The organism is Olivibacter domesticus (genome assembly GCF_900109575.1).
In the GTDB taxonomy this organism is placed as follows: domain Bacteria; phylum Bacteroidota; class Bacteroidia; order Sphingobacteriales; family Sphingobacteriaceae; genus Olivibacter; species Olivibacter domesticus.
In genome coordinates, this window is record NZ_FOAF01000001.1 from 2,137,873 (window position 1) to 2,159,017 (window position 21,145).

Below are 21,145 nucleotides of genomic sequence, written 5' to 3' on the forward strand. Positions count from 1 at the left end.
TTCAAATCATTTTTTTCAGCTTTTTAGAACGGTAATCAATGGAAATATGGATCCCGTGTACTACATGAACATCGTTATAAGATGCCGCACAAATCTCGACAATCGGGATGCAACAGAACGTAGATATTTGTAGGAAAAGTAAGTAGACAAATGTCTACTATTTTAATTGAGGCAAGAAAATAGAGGGGGGCTAAACAACTCTTGCTGGCGATTGTCACGGCATCAACTATCCATTTGGCGATAGGCAGAAAAATATTCTGCCTATTAAGACAAGAAATAACAATGTTATTTTAAATTGTGTCGGCGTTTGACACGGCTTAACGTATCTTTATTGATACCGAGATAAGAAGCAATGATATGTTGAGGAAAACGACTAACAAGCTCGGGATAACAATGAGCAAAATCTATATAACGCTTTTCAGCAGTGAAACTTATTGCCGCTGTGAGGCGTCGTTCATTGGCCATGATGTTACGTTCGTCGAGCTTGTTCATCATTTGCCGAAAGGCAGGAACCTTTTTCTCCAACTCCTTAGCGTTATCTAAAGTCATACAAAGCAAGTCGCATTGCTCCAAAGCATCGATATGGAATCGGCTTGGCGTTTGATTTATAAAACTTTCACGGTCGCCCATCCACCAATCCTCGATCCCAAGCCTCACAATATGTTCCAGACCCTTATCATCAACGAAATACATCCGCATCGCACCTTTTACAATAAATGCAAATTTCTTACAAACGTCTCCGTCCTGTAAAATGTATTTCCTTTTTCCTAATCTGATTGGCTTAAAATTCTGCTTTATCAATACCTTATCCTCCCCTGTTAATGGTTGTGAGCTAAATTTTCCCAGATAATTAATGTAAGCGTCGTACATATAACCCTTGCGTCTATTTTAAGTAGTAGAAGAATATTTGTGTTGTGCTAATATACGATAATTTGAAATTTATTACTAGATCCGTCACTAAAAACACAACACAATCAATTGAATTTCTGATCGTTACAATTTTAACCTTCCATACTCGATCGTCACCTTAACCGTATTTTGTAGACAAATATCTACGTTATTTTGCCTGTACACTTTCTTTACAATTTGGCAGATTCGTGCCTCTTTTGTTAAAACAATATCATTCTCGGTACGGAGTAAAGCATTTATCTTATATTTGTATAGGTTGATTGCACTACCAATTATGAAACATCTACTATCAATCCTATTATTTGCCTGCTGCAATATTAGTTGGGCGCAACAGATGGACGAGTTAAGAACCGACAGCACCTTAGCCATCCCTCAACTGCAATTTGACGCCAATGGAGAGCTAAAAATTACTGCATCGGCCACTTCTTCCCAGAGCGATTTTGACTTTTTAGTAGGAAAATGGAAAATGTATAACCGCAGGCTGAATAAGCGGCTTGAAAACTGTAAGGACTGGACAGCGTTTGTATCCTTCGATGAAAATCAGAAAATATTAAGTGGCACGGCAGATATTGACACCTATTCCACTACTGAGATGCCCGGGCTGGAAGGTAAACATTTTGAAGGACTCACGCTTCGCCTTTTCAATCCCCAAACGAAATTATGGAGCTTATATTGGGTAGCCAGCAATGTGGGTGTACTAGACCCTCCGGTGGTAGGTTCATTTGAAAACAATGTTGGTCATTTCTTCACAAACGACATTATCAATGGAAAACAAGTAATCGTAATGTTCCGGTGGGATGCACGTAATAAAGAGCGCCCTGTCTGGAGTCAAGCATTTTCTCCCGATAAGGGTAAGACCTGGGAATGGAACTGGTATAATGTTTCAGAGCGGATTAAATAACCTACATCGTTCGATTTTACCGAAGACATATTAAAGCACGATTATCCGCGTGTCGGAACTCCATTTGTAATCTTCAGCACATATATATCCCCGTAACCATAGTTGGTTTTTAATTTTTCTCAAGTAAAAACCTTTAGGAAAATCCTCTTTGTTGGATAATGGTTTCGAAAAGATCAAGATAGAATCCGGTGGGTGTTGATTTTTTGAATCCTTAATGGAATTAATTTGATCTGTATATGCCAACCTAATATATGGCGCTAACCCAGCTGGGCAATGTTTGAATCCGAAATCAACGATAGCACCAGCGATTTCCATATAATTTACAGGTATAGAGAAATTTAAGTCCGCCAGACTTAATTCGGTTACGACTATTTTTGAATCTTTTCGTTCGAAATTAAACTGCAAATTATCCAAAAGCGTAAGCGCGTAATTATTGAGAAGTATTTGATTTTCTGATAATAATTTGAATAAGGATGTTTTATCGAGAGATTGATAAATAATTGTTTTTTTGCTTATTGCCATTTCCGTATTGCGTTTTTCACCCAAATATACATCGGATTTCAGTTTCAAAAAAAGTGCAGGCATTTATGAATTTTAAAGGGGAAAAAATAGTGTCATATATGTTGCTTTTTTACTAGATTTGATAGTAAGTTACCTAAAATTAAACCTATGGATCAGGCAGAAAAGACCATGCTGGATAATCTGTACAAGAATACTGGCAAGACACTGGAACAATGGATAATCATTGTAAAACAAAAGAATTTTGCCAAGCACGGAGAGATCCTCAAATTCTTGAAAGAAGAGCATTCCTTTACACATGGTTTTGCTAATCTTGTAGCGCTTAAATCGCGAGGTACTGATGCTGGTTCTGTGGAAAATAAGGATGAGCTGATCGCGAAACAGTACAAAGGAAAGGAACATTTAAAACCGTTGTACGATAAATTACTTACCGAGATATTAAAATTCGGGAAAGATATTGAAGTTGCTCCTAAAAATGCGTATGTGAGTTTGAGGCGAAAAAAGCAATTTGCCATCTTACAAGCGGCCACCAAAACAAGATTTGAAATAGGGTTGAATCTGAAAGGCCAGAAACCTGAAGGAATATTGGAAGCAATCAATACCCCTAATGCCATGTGTTCGCATAAGATTAACCTCAGCGACGAAAAGGACATTACTCCCGAAATCATCAATTGGCTAAGGGCCGCTTACCAAGAAGCACTATAATTTAAATGATCTCTTTGGTTACATAAATCTAAGTCATTTATTAGTTAAATGGCATACGCAGCTATTACTCAAAATTAAAATTTCACTAACAATTGAATGCATAAAAGTACGCCAGTTAGATTTAAAATATTGTTAGGTGCTACCACCAAAGCCTGTTTGAATCAATCAAATAAATGAACAGACTGAATATATTATCTTATTCGGGACAATCTTACATTTAGCATTAATATTTTCAGCTATTCTGGAATTCCGAAAACCAAGAAAAGAGTAGGAATTATTAAAAAAAACTTTATTATGGGCGCATTTTCACCTTCTCAGCTTTCTTATTCGTATCCGGATCTTATTAATCCAAGCTTTATTGCGATGGAAGAATATGCAGCAAGGGTCATAGATGAATACACGGAAATTGACAACCGGTTGAGAGAGAAGATTAAGCAAGCAAGCCCAGGAGAGTTAATTGCCAAATTCTATCCTTTTGCAAACTCAGAACAAGTCAATACGATAATCAGATACCTGGTATATACTTTTGTGATTGAAGATACATATTCGATGCTGCCGTTTAATATACTGCAAGATAAGTGCAAGCGAGTTAATAGTTTCATTAGTGAAAACATTGTTCAGCAAAACGATGAAATGGTTATCAAGCAACTTAATCGTTGTTTGCAGGATACCGAAAAGCTACATGCCTCCCCTCAATGGTTGGCAAGATTCAAAAAGCATAACCATGAATTTATAGACTCGATCTTAACGGAGACCACCTATTATAAAGAGGGTATTCCAATCCGCTATCCTAGCATCGAGGAATGTATAAAATATAGAGAGGACCAAGTTGCAGGCTACCCATTTATCGATTATGTTGACCTAACGTTGGATACGGCTCTACCGGAGATGGTATTTCAGCACCCCCATATTCAACGTTTGTGGAAACTAATCATACATTTTATTATTTACGTGAACGACTTATATTCAATAGAGAAAGATATTTATAATAAGGAGATCATGAATGTCTCCTTGGTCATCCAACATATAGAAAAATGCAGCTTGGAAGAAGCTCAGTTCAAAACCCTTCAAATGCATAATGAAGCCCTCGAAGAATTCGAAAGATTATGCTCCTCTCTTCCGGATTTTGGTAAGTACAATGACCAAGTAAACATTTATATTGAACGTCTACAGCTGGTTGTTCAGGGTAACCTTTCCTGGCACAAGATGTCTCGGCGCTACTTTGAATATAGGTAAAATACATTACAGCTAATCAAAATAGTTTAGCTACAAATATGGATGTATCGATTAATTCAGATACCTCGCCTCGCTTTGTCCATTCGGATCATGGCACCAAAATTCAATTGCTTTTCCATCGCTTCTAAGGTGAGAGCTATTCTTTTAGCCCTGGTCTCTTCTGCTTTTGCTTGGTTTATCCAATTAATAAAATAATGTTGATGTGATTTGGCCAATGCCAAAAAACGCTCCATCCAGATTACTTCCTCGCCTAAACAGATTTCAAGATCTTCGGGCATTTCAATTTTAAAATCTTTGTCTTCTTCCAACATCACGGCTACCTGTGCACCTTCTTCCTTTTTAATTTTCTTCCTTAATGTAGCCTTTAATGCTAAAATAAAATCACCCTCCCCCATTGGGGTGAGGGCTAATCCTTTCACTTCTTCCTGATCTATCTTTCCTTTTACGCGAAAACTCTTCCGATAATCTGGTTTAATCTGCCCTGCTAAGTCTTTTGGGATTTCTATGTAAGACCAGCCAGATTTTTCTCCTTTATTACCAAATTTAAGTATCTCTGCGCTAAAGGTTATCATATTCTAATCGCAACAATTTCCAATGTTATCTATAGATGGTGATAAGGTAAAATTAATTTACTTTCTCTTTCGCTACCTTCTCCACTACATCACCATCTTTTAACGTTTTACTGATGGCATTAAATGGTCGGATTACCACTTCTTGTCCGTCTTTCAGCCCCGTCAATATTCTGATATACGTATCATCCTGAATGCCGGTGGTCACTTCCACCTGTTTCACTTTACTTGTTTTCGCATCAAACACAAATACATATTCTTTAACATTCGTTTTAAATCCATCGTCCTTCTTTTCGTCATTTGCTGTACTGTCTTTTTTAGCGGCAGCATCTTCCCTGGTCGTAACCGCTTGGATTGGAACAGATAAACCATTATCCTTTTCGGTATGGATGTCCACCGTAGCCGACAGGCCCGGTTTAAAGGGCGACGGATTGGGTCTATCCGGTTTCAACAAGTCTTCGTAAGAGCTAGGTAAAATACGTACCTTAACCGTAAAGTTAGTTACCTGATCAGTTGTAGTCGTCGTAGTTGTAGACGAAGATGCCAATGCATTAGCGGAAGAAGAACTGGCAATTTCTGTCACCTGCCCTTTAAACTTTCTACCACGAAAAGCATCAATTTCAATTTCTGCTGTATTGTTTAAGGAAACGCGCGTGATGTCACTTTCGTTGACGTCGACATTTACTTCCATCGAAGATAAATTAGCAATCCGCATAATTTCGGTACCTGCCATTTGCGCGGTACCAACTACCCGTTCGCCTTGCTCTACACTCAGTACAGATACTACCCCATCTACCGGCGCATAAATAGTAGTCCTTGCAAGGTTATCGCCTGCTTCCTTCACTGCTGCTTGCGATTGATCGATGCCATAACGGGAACCGATTACATTTTGTCTTTGTGATTCTACACTTGCTTTTGCGCCTTCATAATCCGTTCGCGCCTTATCATATTCAGCCGCTGAAATAACTTTTTTATTGAATAACTGCTCACTTCGCTTGAAAGTCGCCTCCATAATAGCTAAAGTTGCTTCGGACTGCTTCAATTGCTGTTGTGATGAACCAAGGGCAGCACGTTGGCTATTCAAAGAAGCTACCGCTTTGTCATAACCAGATTGTAAGATATCGGGTTTTATTCTACAAAGTATCTGTCCTTTCTTCACCACTTCACCCTCTTTTACATTCAATTCCACGAGTTCACCTGAAACTTCCGAACTTAATTTCACCTCCCTTTCAGGCTGTACCTTCCCACTGGCAGAAACGGTTTCCTGCACCGTTCTCTTTTCTACCTTTTCAGTGGCTATTTGTTCAACCTTGGGGCCCCCTATCCAACCAAGTTTGCTGGCCACCACCACTAAAACCAGTATGACAACGGCTCCAATGATTATATATTTTAACGTACCTTTTTTCTTCTTAGCCATGGTTATGTATAATGTATTTGTTATTTTTAATTAAAGGTGATGGGCTTGCCTAAATAAAAATCGATTACCTTACTTTTAAAAATAAGGTCATATCGTGCCTGTATATAGTCAAATTGGGCCTTATTCATAGCCGTTTGCTGCGTAGACAACTCTACTGCATTGGCAAGCCCCACGTCGTACCGCTGCTTCAATACCTCAAAAGCATCGGTAGCCGACTTGAAATTCTCCTCTGTTGAATAGTATTTCTTCTCCGCCGTACGTAAATCCAACACCGCTTGATTCACTACCTTATTTAGGTTATTCTTTGCCAATAGCTCATCATTCAAAGCACTTTCATAAGATATTTTTGCTTTTCGAACGGCAATGTTTCGCTGATAGTTGTCAAAAATTGGGATACTAAGTTGTGCAAAAATATTGGTGTTTCTATTTCGATCTAATTGTCTACCAAAGCTGATAGGAGTACGTATTATTTGATCGCCAATAATTTGATTATCAGCCGCTTGTGAAGAATAATTAGTCCCATAGCCGGCGCCTACAGATAATTGCGGATAAAAACCTCCTTTACTAATGTCTATATTTTTCTTGGCCACCATTGAATTCAGTTGGGCCACCTTTATATCCGGGTATTTCTGTACAGCACTCTGGTAAACTTCTTCAGCTACATACGTGGAAACCAATTTTTCCACATCAGGCAAGGGTGGCTTTTCCAAGACAATATCTGTTACCGGATTCATTTCCATCAATTGTTTTAAATCTAAAATGGATAGATCATAAGAATTTTGCGCCGTCGTTAAACTCAGTTCATCTGTCGCCAACTGGCTTTTTGCCTGTGATAAATCGGCCAAGGTTTTATTCCCTACCTCATAATTAGCCCGTTGTGCTTCTAACTGTGTTTTTGACAGGGCCACCTGTTGCTGTGCGGCAGTGGTCAAATCTTTATTCGTGATGGCTTCTAGGTATTTAGTAACAACGGATAGTACTAAGTCATTCTTCACTTTTTCTATGTTACTTTCATTTGATAATAACTGATATTTATTGGCCGAAATTTGATTGATCTTCTGAAAACCACCAAATAGTACCACACTACTGGATAAACTTGCACCCGCAGAAGTAACAGAAGTATTACTAATTAATGAACCAGCGGTCTGGTCAAAGCTCAAGCCCCAATTTTTTGAACTTTGAACTTGTCCACTTAAGGAAGGAAAAAGTGCCATCTTTGCTTGCAGCACATCCTCTGCACTCAGTGAACTTTGATACATGGCTTGTTTCACTTGTAAATTGTTTCTTAAAGCCTGATCGAGCGCCTCACGTATGGTAATGGTTTTCTGTGCATTTGCTACGAGGGAAGATAAAGTTATGCAGGATAATAAACCGAGGCATTTAAAAAACTTCATGTGGGGTTTATGTTGTATCATCTAGTAAATATTATATCAATTGCTTTTTTTTCTTTTTTAAGTTTACCTTCGCATCATCAAAGGCTCTGCTGCACATGAACATAGTAAAATCTCCCGTATGGTTACATTGGCTTCTCCCTCATCTCACCTGGCACCATAGTCGCCACGAAAAGATCATTTATTTAACCTTTGACGACGGACCTATACCCGATGTTACACCACAGGTATTAAATATCTTAAAAAAATACAACATTCAGGCAAGCTTTTTTTGCGTTGGCGAAAACATTGTTAAGTATCCTGAAATTTTTGAGCAATTAAGAATTGATGGTCATCGAATAGGCAATCATACGTTCAATCACCTTAAAGGGTGGGGCACCTCCCTTAAGAAGTACCTAGAAAATGTAGAAAAATGCCATCAATATACCCAGTCTAACCTATTTAGACCCCCATACGGTAAATGCACACCTCAGCAATTCAGAAAATTAAGAAAGCAGTATAAAATTATCATGTGGGATGTTATCACCTACGACTTTGACACGCAACTTTCACCTCAAGATTGCTATAATAATGCTATACAATTCACCACAAATGGTTCTATTGTCGTTTTTCACGATAATGTAAAGGCACTTCCGCGATTACTGTATGCTTTACCGAAAGCCATTGAATACTGGCTGGCAGCGGGTTATGAGTTCAGAACGCTATAAGTTAGTTATGAGTTACCAGTTGTGAGTTGTGAGTGCTAGTTATTGGTTATTAGTAGCAAGATGTCAGTATCAAGTAGCAAGATTTTTAGTTGACATTTTCACCAGTCATTCATCGTCCATCATTCATAAATCATCACTCATCATTAACGTTAAAGCTTTCCACTCAAAATTTATCATTCAATTACGGTAGATGCTCTTGTAATTCCATGTGCACTAAAATACCCTAAAGCACCATTACTGAAATTCGATATGGGGTTAGCGGGAGCGGCTGAACCTGGGTTGTTCGATTGAATACCGTTAAAGTAATTATATACCGCCTGATCAATACATTGTTGCTCTACCCAAACGGAGTCACCTCTAAAAAGATCAAGATCCTCATTATATAGATTTCGTTGAACTTTCTTTCCGTCGTTAAACTTATCATTATAAGCAAATACATCGGTAATCGCTTTGCCATTTACCGTTAACAGATACCTGTAATAATTCTTTTCATTGGGGGGATCTTGAAATACTATGCTTACTGTTTTCTGATCTTCCCCAAAAAAACTATCGGTTACGGTACCTATGGAATCAATAGAGATAGGTGCTGGCATAATGGAACTTGCCTGATAACTGTTGTCAGCCAACTCTACCGTCAACGTATATTTTCTTCCTGGGCTTGCACGGTAATTATTGATTTGATATAAACCCGGACTGACCTCGGTAAAAGAGCGTTCAGCCTTTGTCACAACTGAACCATTTGAACTGGAAACTATTTCTTCTAAAATTTTTACGGTAGCACCCGATTGTGGATTGTCTGTGCTATTAGAAGCGAAGGGAACGGTCTTCGAGATACTAACAAAATGAGTAGTTTCTGTATTAGACACATTACCTTCAATTACCAACACTTGATCGGCATCCTTTAAATCGATATCAATAACCTCCTCACAGCCGGCAAAAGCAAACAAAAGAAGGCTCAATGAAAATATAAATAGGTTATTTTTTATCATGTGTTTTAAAATTTAAAGTTCCAGGTCACAGACGGGATGATCCCAAATAGTGCTACTTTGTAAGCTTCTGTGACATTTGGATCGTTTTTGTTTTCTCTAAAATCTATAATGTAAGCGTTCTTTCGATTGTAAGCATTATAGATACCAAAGGTCCAGCTCGATTTAAATCGTCCACCGGGTTTCGACTCTAAGGTAGCGCCTAGATCCAAACGGTGATAATCGGGCATTCTATAACCATTTCTTTCTGTGTAATACCAGGTTGACTTCCCGCCTATACTATACTTACCACTCGGGAAAGTTACTGCATTTCCTGTATTGTAAATAAAGGTTCCTGATACGCTCCATCTTTTTGAAAGCTGGTACATACCTACAATAGCCACATCGTGGATACGATCTTGTCGGGCAGCGAACCATTGGCCATTATTGATTTCATCAAACCTCCTCTTACTCCGCGAAAGCGTATAACTGATCCAACCATTCAACCTTCCTACCCGCTTCTTTAAATACAGTTCTAAGCCATATGCCTTTCCTTTTCCGTACACTAATTCTGCTTCCACATTTTCATTTGCCTGTAAGTCGGCCGTATTCTTATAATCAATCTGGTTCTGCATATCTTTATAATATACTTCTACGGAGAACTCATATTTATCATCATTAAAATTACGGTAATAGCCAAGTGCTCCCTGATCTGCAATCTGTGGTTGTATATTGTTACTACTTAACACCCACGCGTCTGTAGGCAAAGTGGACGTAGTATTTGTTAGCTGATGTAAATTCTGCGTATTCCGATTATAAGAGGCTTTGATGCTACTTTGTTCATTTAAGCGATAGTTCGCCGAAAACCGAGGTTCCAGATTAAAATAACTGGTAACAATCTTTCCTTTACCATATAAAGTCGATCCGGCAACATCTCCCTCGGCATCATAAGTTCTAAATTCTCCTGGACCAAGTAATAAATAGGTATTCAATCGCAATCCATACAGAAAACTCCACTTACTCACCGGTTTCCATTCATGTGATATATAAGCCGCCAGCTCTGCCCCTTGTCGATTTTCGATTTTCAAAGAGTTGATATCCGAATTTTCGGAAGCATCGATACCTGCCGGAGAAATTTCTTGCCGTGATAGATTTAAACCAAAACGGATATTGCTTTTATTACTGGCAAAATAATGAAAATCTTGTTTCAAGTTCACATTTTGAATACGTGAGGCAATCTGAAAGTCATTGTCGTCATCCGATATATCTACATTGTATTTAAAATCACTATAAATCAACGATGTATTTGAAAACAGCTTGCTACTAAAAACATGGTTCCAGCGCAAGGTTCCCGTCACATTACCCCAATCAAAACCAAATTCGTTTGAATAGCCTAACACATCTTTTCCAAAATAGCCCGATAAATAAACCGTATTATTCTGATTCAGCTGATAATTAGCCTTTAAATTCAGGTCATAAAAATAAAGAACACTGTTATTCACAGAACTGTCAGAAGAAAGTTTCAAAAACAGGTCGGCATACGTACGCCTACCACTTAACATAAAAGAGCCTTTGTTTTTCGTGATGGGCCCTTCCACCTTTAATCGAGAGGCAATGAGTCCAATGCCCCCATCCATTCCAAACTGCTGATTATTGCCATCTAACATGTTTACATCTAACACCGATGCCAGTCTGCCACCATATTGCGCTGGCATACCGCCTTTGTACAAGTTCACATCCTTGATAGCATCTGAGTTAAAGGTGGAAAAAAAACCAAGCAAGTGAGAAGCATTATAAACCATTGCTTCATCTAATAGTACCAAATTCTGATCAACCGTCCCCCCTCGTACAAAGAAGCCGCTGTTTCCCTCTCCGGCGGCTAAAACGCCAGGAAGCAATTGGATCGTCTTCAAAACATCCCGTTCACCAAATAGTACCGGAACATTGCTAATTTCCTTCATACTGATTTTATTAACTCCCATCTGCGGACTTTCAATCTGTTCTCTGGAAGAAACGGCATTTATTTCTACCTCATCTAACTGATTGTTGGGATCCAGTGAAACGTCCAAGCGCATATCTTTGTTTAGGTCGACTTTTTGCTCGTGAGCATTGTAGCCGATAGAAGAAATGCGAATAGTGTAACTTCCCTTCGGCGCGGAGAGTGAATAAAAACCATAGTTATTGGCACTAACGCCAGATGATGGCGCCTCCAGCACCCTCACACTTGCACCAATCAATGTCTCACCATTCGATGCATCGCGTACGGTACCGCTTATCGTAACTTGTTGGGCAAAAGAAAATTCAAAAAGAAAGAGACTTAATAAGGCGGGTAATAAAAAGAGTTTCAAAATGGTAGCTATTTAAATATCAAGGTTATACTTTTAGAATATATCAATTTAGTATTTAATTAAACGTAAGCGAGCTTGCAACAAATATGCTTATAAGTTTAATAAATAGACCTAAAAAACTGCAAAAAGTTACAGTAATTGATAATAAATCCTTCGCCTACAACATATAGCCAACCGTAATGGCTCCATACTGGTGCGCAGTGGCATCACTTTCCACTTCTTTCGTATTAAACTGAAGATGGGCATCAATTGTAATACGGTTTTTGGCATAGGTAAACCCGACCTGCTGACTGAACATCCATGGTTTTATGTCGAAAACCATTGGTCCTTTATCATGAAGTAGCATTCCTCCTTGTATGCTTGCATCATATACTCTATAAAACAGCACTGGCTTATAATAAAAATAACGTTCTTTCTCTACCTTTCCAGCTCCGGCATTTAACCTACTGCTATGATATGCTGACCTATACAGGGGATTGATTTTTCCCATTCGTATGATAGGCCCGACACCTACATAATTTTGGTTTAAACCTGCCGATATCTTTGTACCGATCTGTAGATCCACCGTTCGTTTTTTATTTCTCCAGAATAATCGATGATAATTGACCTTGACATCCAAAACAAAATTATTATTAAGCTGGTAGTCCCAACCACTAATATGATAAAATCCAAAAAGGTTATGAAATGCTTTCTGCAGCGGTTCTCCAAAAGCTCCCTTACCGTAAAGCCCCGTTTCTACTGCCATATTTAGTACGGATTCATTTTTATAGAACCGTGACTGTCCGCCCCTTAAATATAAATAAGCAGTAAACGGACGATCCATCAATGCTACCTCACTAAAACCATTATATGCGTTATAGAGTTTATGGCCCAAAGACAAGCTCCAGATCTGTTTCACCTGATTTCGCTTTAAGGCACGATCGTTTCTTAGATGCCGGTAATTAAAGGAAATGCCATTGGTGTAGTACTGATCTTGATTAATAAACAAATAGGCGTCATTATCGCTATTGATAGCAAATTCACTTACCTGAGCTTCACAGTTCAAGGATGGAAAGAAACAAAAAAAAACACTTAAGCCTATAACTAGCTTAAACATTTGGTTGACTGTAAAAAATCTCATGACCCCAGCACCAAACATATATATTTTAAATGCTTTTTGATTGGCTAAAAATTTTATACCTATAATTTTTACACGAAAATGACCACTCCATAAATTTGAAAAATCAGCACTAAATCTCTCAAAGCTTTTACACAAATCTTTATGGAAAGGATAATAATTTACATGATAAATATCTATATTGCACCATTAACATTATACATCGCCACTAAACGATTGTGGCGTTAACTAAAATAACATCAAATACTAACAAAACAAATGAAAACTATTTCACTAAGCATCTGCGCCTGTTTCCTATTGGTGAGTGCGGCATTTGCACAGAAGCCAAACACCTTAAGTAGTAAAGAAAAGAAAGATGGCTGGGTATTACTTTTTGATGGAAAAAGTACGAAGGGATGGCATACTTTCCAAAAAGACAAAGCAGCAGCGGCATGGGCCGTACAAGATGGTGCCTTGGTATTCAATCCAGCGGCTGATAAAACAGAAAGAGGAGATCTAGTAACAGATCAGGAATATGAAAATTATGATCTAACAATTGAATGGAAAATAAGTGATGGCGGAAACAGCGGTGTAATTTTTGGTATTAATGAAGATCCAAAATATCACGCCACTTATGAAACCGGTATTGAAATGCAGGTATTGGATAACATCAATGCAGGAGATAGATTCATCCCTGATCACCTTGCAGGTTCCTTGTATGATTTGATAGGCGGACCAGACGTATCTAAACCTAAAGCTGTTGGCGAATGGAATGAAGCGCGTCTCTTGAATAAAGATGGCCAGATAACCCTTTGGCTAAACGGCGTTCAAACGGCTACTATTACCAAGGGCAGTGAAGAATGGAAAAAGCTTATTGCGGAAAGTAAATTCAATGGTTGGGAAGGTTTTGCAAAATATCCAAAAGGTAAAATTGCTTTACAAGATCATGGCAATATAGTATCTTATCGGAATATAAAAATTAAACAACTTTAATGAAGAGGGTTGTCTGAAAAGGTCGTCATTTCGAACTTTTTAGACACCTTTTATATAAAGATCTTTTATTGCAAAGCCACATTACCCTAATAGGTCTTGTGGCTTTCATTTTTAACCTGCGATGAATAACATCGTCAATTTCATACACAGAAAAATATGTCAAACAAACATTTATCCGCCGGAGCTCGTTTTAAAGACGCTATGCAAACCAATAAACCGTTGCAGATAGCTGGCGCCGTTAATGCCCACCATGCGTTACTGGCAACGCAAGCGGGCTTTCAGGCTATTTATCTGTCGGGCGGTGGTGTAGCTGCTGGTTCATTGGGCATTCCCGATTTGGGTATTACCACGCTAGAGGATGTGTTGATTGACGTTAACCGTATAACCAATATTACGGAAACTCCTCTCCTGGTAGATGTAGACACAGGCTTTGGTCCCTCAGCTTTTAATGTAGCCAGAACCGTTAAATCGCTTATAAAAGCAGGGGCTGCCGCGTTACATATAGAAGACCAAACGGGCGCAAAAAGGTGTGGTCATCGACCTGGAAAAGAAATAGTGCCTTTGGAAGAAATGGTAGATCGTATAAAGGCTGCGGTAGATGCACGAATCGACGACAACTTTGTAATTGGTGCCAGAACCGACGCTTTGGCCACAGAAGGCCTGGAAAAAACCCTTCAGCGGGCTATCGCGTATAAAGATGCGGGTGCCGACTTTATATTCGCAGAAGCTGTAAGAGAATTGCCCTTATATAAAGAATTCGCTGCAGCCACCGGCCTTCCCATCCTCGCAAACATCACAGAATTTGGCATGACACCTTTATGGACCGTCGAAGAACTCGCTAGTGTAGATGTCCGTTTAATTTTATATCCCTTATCAGCGTTTCGAGCGGCCAACAAAGCCGCCCTTCAAGTATATCAGCATTTGTTAAAAGATGGTACGCAGCAAGCAGTAATAGACAGCATGCAAACGAGGCAGGAGCTTTACGACAGTATAAATTATTATGCATATGAAGAGAAACTTGACGCTTTATATGCTAAAAAGAACCAATAAGCTTTAAACATGGAAAACCAACATTTTAAACCAAAAAAATCAGTCGCCCTATCAGGGGTTTTAGCTGGAAATACAGCACTTTGCACAGTAGGTAAAAGCGGCAATGATTTACATTACCGGGGTTATGATATTTTAGATCTAGCTGCAGGAGCCACTTTTGAAGAAGTAGCTCATTTACTTATACACGAGAAACTCCCCAATAAAGCGGAGTTAAACATATATAAAACCAAACTTAAAACACTTAGAGGTTTACCCATCATAGCTAAAAAGGTGCTCGAACAGATTCCAGCTGCCGCCCATCCCATGGATGTTTTAAGGACTTATACCTCGCTTTTGGGCACTATATCTCCCGAAAAAGAAAATCATAACTTATCAGGCGCTCGTGAAATTGCCGATAAGTTGATGGCTTCCTATTCTTCCGCATTGCTTTATTGGTACCATTACGCACATAATAGTAAACGAATTGAAGTAGAGACAGATGATGACAGTATTGGAGCCCATTTTTTACATTTACTTCATGGCAAAAAGCCTATTGAGTCGTGGGTGCGTGCGATGCAGATTTCGTTAAACCTTTATGCAGAACATGAATTTAATGCTTCTACTTTTACAGCAAGGGTTATTACGGGCACTGGTTCGGACATCTATTCTGCCATCACGGGCAGTATCGGTGCTTTGCGTGGCCAAAAACATGGAGGAGCTAACGAGGTTGCTTACGATATACAGAGCCGATATGCAGACCCCATAGAAGCCGAAAAAGACATATTGGAACGATTAGAGAAAAAAGAAGTAATCATTGGTTTCGGACATCCCGTTTACACTATTTCAGATCCTAGAAATGTCGTTATAAAAAAAGTGGCGCAAGAACTTTCCGAGGAAGTAGGCGACATCAAACTCTATCATATTGCAGAACAAATTGAAACACTTATGTGGAATCAGAAAAAGATGTTCCCTAATCTCGACTGGTTTTCTGCAGTATCTTATCATATCATGCAAATACCTACGTTATTTTTTACGCCTCTCTTCGTTATTTCCAGGGTAAGTGGCTGGAGCGCCCATGTTATTGAACAGCGGCAAGATGGAAAAATAATCCGTCCCAGTGCTAACTACATCGGGCCAGATAACCGGCCTTTTGTACCACTGAAAGAAAGATAAACAAGAACAAAAAACCTGTATATAGATCTTAAAAATTTAATTTAATTTATGTCATCCCATTATTCAAACGAACGTTCATCGGTAGACCAAGTTATTGTGGATATTGTTGAATACGTATACGATTATACCATCACCAGCGAACTAGCCTTAAAAACCGCTCATTATTGTTTTCTTGATACACTCGGTTGTGGATTCGAGGCACTCACCTACCCTGCCTGTACAAAACTTTTAGGCCCGGTTGTGTCTGGCACCATTGTGCCCAACGGGGCGAAAGTTCCGGGAACTCCTTATCAATTAGATCCTATAGAGGCGGCTTTTAATATCGGCAGTATGATTCGTTGGCTCGATTTTAATGATACCTGGTTGGCAGCAGAATGGGGTCATCCATCGGATAATCTTGGAGGTATATTAGCGACAGCCGACTGGATCAGTAGAAGGGCAATTAGCGAGGGCAAACCTCCTCTTCTTATAAAGGATGTTTTGGCAGCAATGATCAAGGCACATGAAATACAAGGTGTAATAGCCTTAGAAAATTCATTTAATAAAGTGGGGCTCGATCATGTAATACTTGTTAAAATTGCTTCTACGGCCGTTGTGGGACACTTGTTAGGATTGTCGCGCGATGAACTGGCAAACGCTATATCCTTGGCTTTCGTAGATGGCCAAGCGCTACGTACTTATCGGCATAGCCCTAACACAGGCAGCAGAAAATCATGGGCGGCAGGAGATGCTACAGCTAGGGCAGTACGCTTAGCACTTATAGCAAAAAAAGGGGAAATGGGTTATCCCTCCGTTCTGACGGCAAAAACATGGGGTTTTTATGACGTATTATTTAAGGGAAATAGCTTTCAATTCCAGCGCCCCTATGGTACTTATGTAATGGAGAATGTATTATTTAAGATTTCCTTTCCGGCCGAATTCCACTCGCAAACAGCAGTAGAAGCAGCTATGACCATACATCGCGAATTAACAAAAGTTGGCAAAGTGGCTGATGATATACAGCATATCCAAATCCGTACGCATGAGGCTGCCATCCGCATTATTGATAAAAAAGGACCTTTACATAATCCCGCCGATCGTGATCATTGTATTCAATATATGATAGCTGTGCCTATTCTATTTGGGCGGTTAACTGCAGCCGACTATGAAGATAAGGTAGCCTCAGATATACGTATCGACCAACTTAGAGACAAAATGAGCACGGTGGAAGATTTAGAATTCACGAAAGATTACCATGATCCTAACAAGCGGTCTATCGCAAATGCACTAACAGTGACATTTAACGATGGCACAAAGTTGGACGAAATAGTTGTTGAATACCCGATAGGTCACAAGAGGAGACGAGAAGAGGGAATCCCTTTATTAATTGATAAATATAAAATTAATTTAGCTAGAATCTTTTCTGAAAAAAGTCAGCAGGAAATATTAGCAAGCTCTTTGGACTTTCAGCAATTAACCAACAAACCGGTTCATGAATTTGTAGATCTTATTTCCTTTTAAACCAATATTGTAATTTATAGTAAAATTTGGCCCATGCTACCTTGGTGAAAACCAAGGTAATGCATAGGGAAACAAAACATCCCAATAACACACATCCCACTCTTTCGAGTGCAACAACCCAATCTTTATGCTGGTTTTCCTGTACTAACACAATGATTACGGCTGCTAACGCCGGTCTTATTGTATTCTCCAATTTGAAGATAAGTCCAAGAAAAATAGTTAATACAACGCCAGAACAGAATAATATGGCACCATGGATAGGCATAAAGTAAACGAACATACCAACACTAGAACCTAAGAAATTAGCTTTTATTCTATCAAAGGCCAATGTTTGGTCATTATCAGGTGTAAATACTAATACAGCTGAGATAATGCTCCAATAAAAGGGGTATTCAGGAAAAGCGGCATAGAAACCATAACACACTAACACACCGATTACGCATTTAATTATATATAATATTTCCTGGGAAGAAATAGAAAGACGCAAATACCGCATTTTGCAAAGATCGTAGATATTATTCAATTCCACGCACACGTAGCATAATCAAGCTTGTATGCGGAATTCCTAGTGTAGTACCTGGTTTAATAGTCAATAAATTTTTCAAGTAAACATCAATTATACCTGTTAAAACACGCTTTCTGGATTCAACAAACTCTTCACTTGTAACAAATTTTCCTAAATGTACCTTACCCGTTCCGTCAACCAACACTGAAAAAGGAAAATAAAAATCTTTGTATGCTTTATGGATCGTAATATCATATTCTGGATAGAGATATTCGTATGCAGCACTTTGATTTAATCGTTCCGATTCTGAGAAAGTCCTTCTTTTTACTTTAATATTTGGGTTATTCGGAATTAACTGTACCGGATTCCTTGCTGCAAAGGCGCTATCAATAACTGTTGGATGATTGTTAGCAATAGCAGCTCGCCAGTTAATAAAAGCTGTATCGTTGGTTCTTGGTTTTCTCAATTCCTCAATCGTTGTTTTAAGGCTATCTTTGATAAAACGCTTGGAGTAAAGTTTCATGTATACGTTAGATCTGGCTTCCTTGACATGTTTGTTCACCACTGTTAAACGCTGCAGTAATAGACTGTCTTTAGCAAGACTTCTTACTCTAAACCACTCTCTTCCAAAATGAAATATCGAGTCTCGATCATAGTAAATAGAGTAATGCAACATGGCATTGCTATCTGGACTAAAAATTTTCACCGAATCATTACTGATAAAATTAACATGCCAGACAGGCTCCTGCTCAAACCCTAAGGTATCAAACGCTAAACCGTTATCAAAGGATCTTCTAGCTTCAAAGAAATCGATTCCTAGAATGGGGCTGAATGATGGGCGATTTCCGTCAAATTCCTTTTTCTCATCCTTTTTAGATTTTGCAGGAGAGGAACATGCCATAAACCCAAAGAAACCTACTACTAATAAAAAAACGATATCTCTTAATTTCCCTATTGAATACAACCGCATAGGCGCACAAGATACATATTTTTAAAAAAAATGCACAAACAAAAAACATCATTGTAATGTTAACTCTTTACAATAATTCACATAAAAATGTTTAAAAAAACACTACTTCCTTTACTTTTATTCTTCAGTACTATCGCAGCTGCACAACAAATATATATCGTTCCTCAAGTCGGTTTAAACGTTAATACCTATAATTTTGATGAAACTTCATCTAATATTAGTGATCAACGATTTTCGCCTGGAGTTTCGGCTGGTGTAGGATTTAATATTGCACTAAATGAAATGCGGACTTTTATTATACAACCAGAAATTAATTATAGTTTGCGTAATAACCGGACAGATAATATTGCAACCGCCTCGGGCCAACAAAATGCGGAAACTATTACCCTAAACCAACGAAACACGATGCATTATATAGAAATCCCATTACTTGCACGTTTGGATTTCGGTATAGATACACGCTATTATATAAATATTGGACCTTCCTTTTCCTACGCACTAAGTGGTAGGGAAAAGCTGGAAAGCAACGTGTCGGCAATAGAAAGTTATAACCGCAAGGCCGACTTTGATAACCGCTTTAATCGTACTGATTGGAGCGCCGTTATTGGTGGCGGAATAGAATTTCCTTTTAATGATGGTTTTTTAGTAGTGGATGCAAGATTTGCTTGGGGATTCAAAACACTTTATAAAAGTAGAGAAGTACAAGGAATTTCGGAGGATGGCAACCCAACCACACTAACCGTTGCCCCAGAGGGAAAAAATAGAATATTCACCTTATCCATCGGATATGGCCTGCCATTAAACTAGTCCTGTTTTTTTATTTCGTGTAAGAAATGAGCTTATTCGTCAAGGCTATAGGGCTATATGTGTAATATTCTTCTTTGTCATAAATTCTTTAGCTATACTTGGACAAGTAAAATTTACTCCACAAAAACAACACAATCTTTACTCATATGCCTAACATTAAGAACCACCCCGATTTGGAATTCCTCAGGAAGAGGAGAGACAACATTAAACATGAAATTCAGCTCCTTGAAATGGCCATTATGTCGATGGAATTTAAGGGGGTAGCGCCACCGCCAGACCCCATTTCACCTATAAAACGAGATGCTTTCTTTAATTAAAGACTAATTTGTAGCTACCTGAATTGCTTAATCTATTCCATAGGTTTTTATAATTTTTTCACCGTATGTCACCAATAAAACCATGTGAATCCCTTATCATTTTGATTCTTAAATATTTAAATATTTTTGAATATTAAAATTAAGTTATATTTTTGTTTAGTGTATTCAATATAAAGGCAAAAATGAAAGCAGAAAACATAACAGAAAAACAGGTAGTTGAGTTTTTAAGACAACGGCAACAGCAGCTGAAAGATGAACTTAGAAGTATTGAAATAACTATCAATACAATCACTCAATCTAAATCTGCTGGCTTAACTGGTCAACCTCTTGGAGAACAAACTGAGGAAGCACCGAAAAGAAAGAAAGAGGGGAAAAAAGTGCTTATACCTCAAGAAAAGTTTAATCCAAACAGTAAACTTGATCAAAAAATCAGCTATGCTTTAACTCAAATTGGAGCAGGATTTAAAGATGAAATATTAGATGTGTTAAACAAGGCACAACCAGAAGTTGATCCATACAAAGTAGAAAAAGCCGTGGCAGTACGACTATCTTATTTATTAAAAAACGACTTCATCCAAGCTACTAAGTATGGTAGAAGCTATAAATATAGCCTGAGATAACAGGCTATATTTATAAGATTAATTTAATTAAAGCATATAATTTAGTCCTTCTTTTCTTATCACCTATTAAGATCACGAATGGACAAGCCCTTAACTAGATTTTTTAGTCCGTTCACGAAGTAGCTTTAGCATTTGTTTCAGCTCATTTGACCATTTCATGCCGTAGCCAACCGCATACAATTGTTAAATTGATTCTGTAAAGTAAATATGCTACCTGGAACTATACTTATACCTTGCGTGATAGCTTTATTATATAATTTAATGACATAGGATAATTGCCCTAATGACAAATCCTGTGATCTCCGATTGGGAGGTCTAGGGGCTCGATTACGCATTATTATCCTACTCCACACATATCCTGCCACTGACGGATAACGTTTTAAGTATAAACATCTAATAGTCATGCAGGGAAATGCCATACGCTTGGCTGACAAGGAAATTACAAGTAGAAAAACTAATTTTGTATTC

The 21,145-nt window shown here is 38.4% G+C and carries 21 protein-coding genes; 11 read left to right on the forward strand and 10 right to left on the reverse strand.

Going from position 1 to position 21,145, the window contains the following annotated elements; genetic code table 11:
* Window positions 1–285 precede the first annotated feature (285 nt).
* Window positions 286–870: a Crp/Fnr family transcriptional regulator gene (locus BMY50_RS09410; RefSeq protein ID WP_093322797.1), complete on the reverse strand. Its 585-nt coding sequence runs from the start codon at window positions 868–870 to the stop codon at window positions 286–288.
* A 313-nt stretch (window positions 871–1,183) separates the two neighbouring features.
* On the opposite strand from BMY50_RS09410, the gene BMY50_RS09415 reads away from it, so the two are divergent.
* Window positions 1,184–1,810, forward strand: a complete 627-nt coding sequence (locus BMY50_RS09415; protein ID WP_238383700.1) for a hypothetical protein — start codon at window positions 1,184–1,186, stop codon at window positions 1,808–1,810.
* 30 nt (window positions 1,811–1,840) lie between these two features.
* Here BMY50_RS09415 and BMY50_RS09420 read toward each other — a convergent pair whose 3' ends face one another.
* On the reverse strand, window positions 1,841–2,395 hold the full coding sequence (locus tag BMY50_RS09420) for a hypothetical protein (RefSeq protein WP_093322802.1): 555 nt from the start codon (window positions 2,393–2,395) through the stop codon (window positions 1,841–1,843).
* An 84-nt stretch (window positions 2,396–2,479) separates the two neighbouring features.
* Here BMY50_RS09420 and BMY50_RS09425 point away from each other — a divergent pair, with 84 nt between their 5' ends.
* Window positions 2,480–3,034 carry a DUF5655 domain-containing protein gene (locus tag BMY50_RS09425; RefSeq protein WP_093322804.1) on the forward strand — a complete coding sequence of 185 codons (555 nt, stop codon included), beginning with the start codon at window positions 2,480–2,482 and terminating at the stop codon, window positions 3,032–3,034.
* A gap of 294 nt (window positions 3,035–3,328) precedes the next feature.
* On the forward strand, window positions 3,329–4,270 hold the full coding sequence (locus BMY50_RS09430; RefSeq protein WP_093322807.1) for a terpene synthase family protein: 942 nt from the start codon (window positions 3,329–3,331) through the stop codon (window positions 4,268–4,270).
* 56 nt (window positions 4,271–4,326) lie between these two features.
* Here the strand turns inward: BMY50_RS09430 and BMY50_RS09435 are convergent, their stop codons facing one another.
* The 3 genes from BMY50_RS09435 to BMY50_RS09445 are packed head-to-tail and all read right to left on the reverse strand — an operon-like array spanning window position 4,327 to window position 7,650.
* A complete protein-coding gene (locus BMY50_RS09435) occupies window positions 4,327–4,842 on the reverse strand; it encodes a YdeI/OmpD-associated family protein (protein ID WP_093322809.1) in 516 nt (171 codons plus the stop codon).
* Between the two features lie 52 nt (window positions 4,843–4,894).
* Window positions 4,895–6,256, reverse strand: coding sequence for an efflux RND transporter periplasmic adaptor subunit (locus BMY50_RS09440; RefSeq protein ID WP_093322812.1), 1,362 nt, complete (start codon window positions 6,254–6,256; stop codon window positions 4,895–4,897).
* A gap of 26 nt (window positions 6,257–6,282) precedes the next feature.
* A complete protein-coding gene (locus BMY50_RS09445; protein WP_093322814.1) occupies window positions 6,283–7,650 on the reverse strand; it encodes a TolC family protein in 1,368 nt (455 codons plus the stop codon).
* Between the two features lie 95 nt (window positions 7,651–7,745).
* Between BMY50_RS09445 and BMY50_RS09450 the strand changes: the two genes are divergently transcribed.
* Window positions 7,746–8,354 carry a polysaccharide deacetylase family protein gene (locus tag BMY50_RS09450; RefSeq protein WP_093322817.1) on the forward strand — a complete coding sequence of 203 codons (609 nt, stop codon included), beginning with the start codon at window positions 7,746–7,748 and terminating at the stop codon, window positions 8,352–8,354.
* Window positions 8,355–8,527: 173 nt separating this feature from the next.
* Here the strand turns inward: BMY50_RS09450 and BMY50_RS09455 are convergent, their stop codons facing one another.
* From BMY50_RS09455 to BMY50_RS09465, 3 genes are all read right to left on the reverse strand, one after another.
* Window positions 8,528–9,343, reverse strand: a complete 816-nt coding sequence (locus BMY50_RS09455) for a DUF4249 domain-containing protein (RefSeq protein ID WP_093322820.1) — start codon at window positions 9,341–9,343, stop codon at window positions 8,528–8,530.
* Window positions 9,344–9,348: 5 nt separating this feature from the next.
* Entirely contained in the window at window positions 9,349–11,670 is a 2,322-nt protein-coding gene (locus tag BMY50_RS09460) for a TonB-dependent receptor (protein ID WP_377533764.1), read from the reverse strand.
* A 154-nt stretch (window positions 11,671–11,824) separates the two neighbouring features.
* Window positions 11,825–12,763, reverse strand: a complete 939-nt coding sequence (locus tag BMY50_RS09465; protein ID WP_162276568.1) for a lipid A deacylase LpxR family protein — start codon at window positions 12,761–12,763, stop codon at window positions 11,825–11,827.
* A 279-nt stretch (window positions 12,764–13,042) separates the two neighbouring features.
* On the opposite strand from BMY50_RS09465, the gene BMY50_RS09470 reads away from it, so the two are divergent.
* From BMY50_RS09470 to BMY50_RS09485, 4 genes are all read left to right on the forward strand, one after another.
* A complete protein-coding gene (locus BMY50_RS09470) occupies window positions 13,043–13,756 on the forward strand; it encodes a 3-keto-disaccharide hydrolase (RefSeq protein WP_093322826.1) in 714 nt (237 codons plus the stop codon).
* Between the two features lie 156 nt (window positions 13,757–13,912).
* Window positions 13,913–14,806 carry a methylisocitrate lyase gene (prpB, locus tag BMY50_RS09475; protein ID WP_093322828.1) on the forward strand — a complete coding sequence of 298 codons (894 nt, stop codon included), beginning with the start codon at window positions 13,913–13,915 and terminating at the stop codon, window positions 14,804–14,806.
* 9 nt (window positions 14,807–14,815) lie between these two features.
* Window positions 14,816–15,958, forward strand: coding sequence for a bifunctional 2-methylcitrate synthase/citrate synthase (gene prpC / locus BMY50_RS09480; protein WP_093322830.1), 1,143 nt, complete (start codon window positions 14,816–14,818; stop codon window positions 15,956–15,958).
* A 48-nt stretch (window positions 15,959–16,006) separates the two neighbouring features.
* A complete protein-coding gene (locus tag BMY50_RS09485; protein ID WP_093322832.1) occupies window positions 16,007–17,458 on the forward strand; it encodes a bifunctional 2-methylcitrate dehydratase/aconitate hydratase in 1,452 nt (483 codons plus the stop codon).
* On the opposite strand, the gene BMY50_RS09490 is transcribed toward BMY50_RS09485, so the two are convergent.
* Both BMY50_RS09490 and BMY50_RS09495 read right to left on the reverse strand, forming a co-directional pair.
* Window positions 17,445–17,954 carry an FUSC family protein gene (locus BMY50_RS09490; RefSeq protein ID WP_093322835.1) on the reverse strand — a complete coding sequence of 170 codons (510 nt, stop codon included), beginning with the start codon at window positions 17,952–17,954 and terminating at the stop codon, window positions 17,445–17,447. The genes BMY50_RS09485 and BMY50_RS09490 overlap by 14 nt on opposite strands.
* Before the next feature lie 19 nt (window positions 17,955–17,973).
* Window positions 17,974–18,933, reverse strand: a complete 960-nt coding sequence (locus tag BMY50_RS09495; protein WP_093322837.1) for a hypothetical protein — start codon at window positions 18,931–18,933, stop codon at window positions 17,974–17,976.
* An 87-nt stretch (window positions 18,934–19,020) separates the two neighbouring features.
* Here BMY50_RS09495 and BMY50_RS09500 point away from each other — a divergent pair, with 87 nt between their 5' ends.
* From BMY50_RS09500 to BMY50_RS09505, 3 genes are all read left to right on the forward strand, one after another.
* Entirely contained in the window at window positions 19,021–19,740 is a 720-nt protein-coding gene (locus BMY50_RS09500; RefSeq protein ID WP_093322840.1) for a porin family protein, read from the forward strand.
* A 146-nt stretch (window positions 19,741–19,886) separates the two neighbouring features.
* Window positions 19,887–20,057, forward strand: a complete 171-nt coding sequence (locus BMY50_RS28135) for a hypothetical protein (protein ID WP_162276569.1) — start codon at window positions 19,887–19,889, stop codon at window positions 20,055–20,057.
* Window positions 20,058–20,239: 182 nt separating this feature from the next.
* A complete protein-coding gene (locus BMY50_RS09505; RefSeq protein WP_093322842.1) occupies window positions 20,240–20,677 on the forward strand; it encodes a soluble adenylyl cyclase-like protein in 438 nt (145 codons plus the stop codon).
* The last annotated feature ends 468 nt before the right edge of the window (window positions 20,678–21,145 follow it).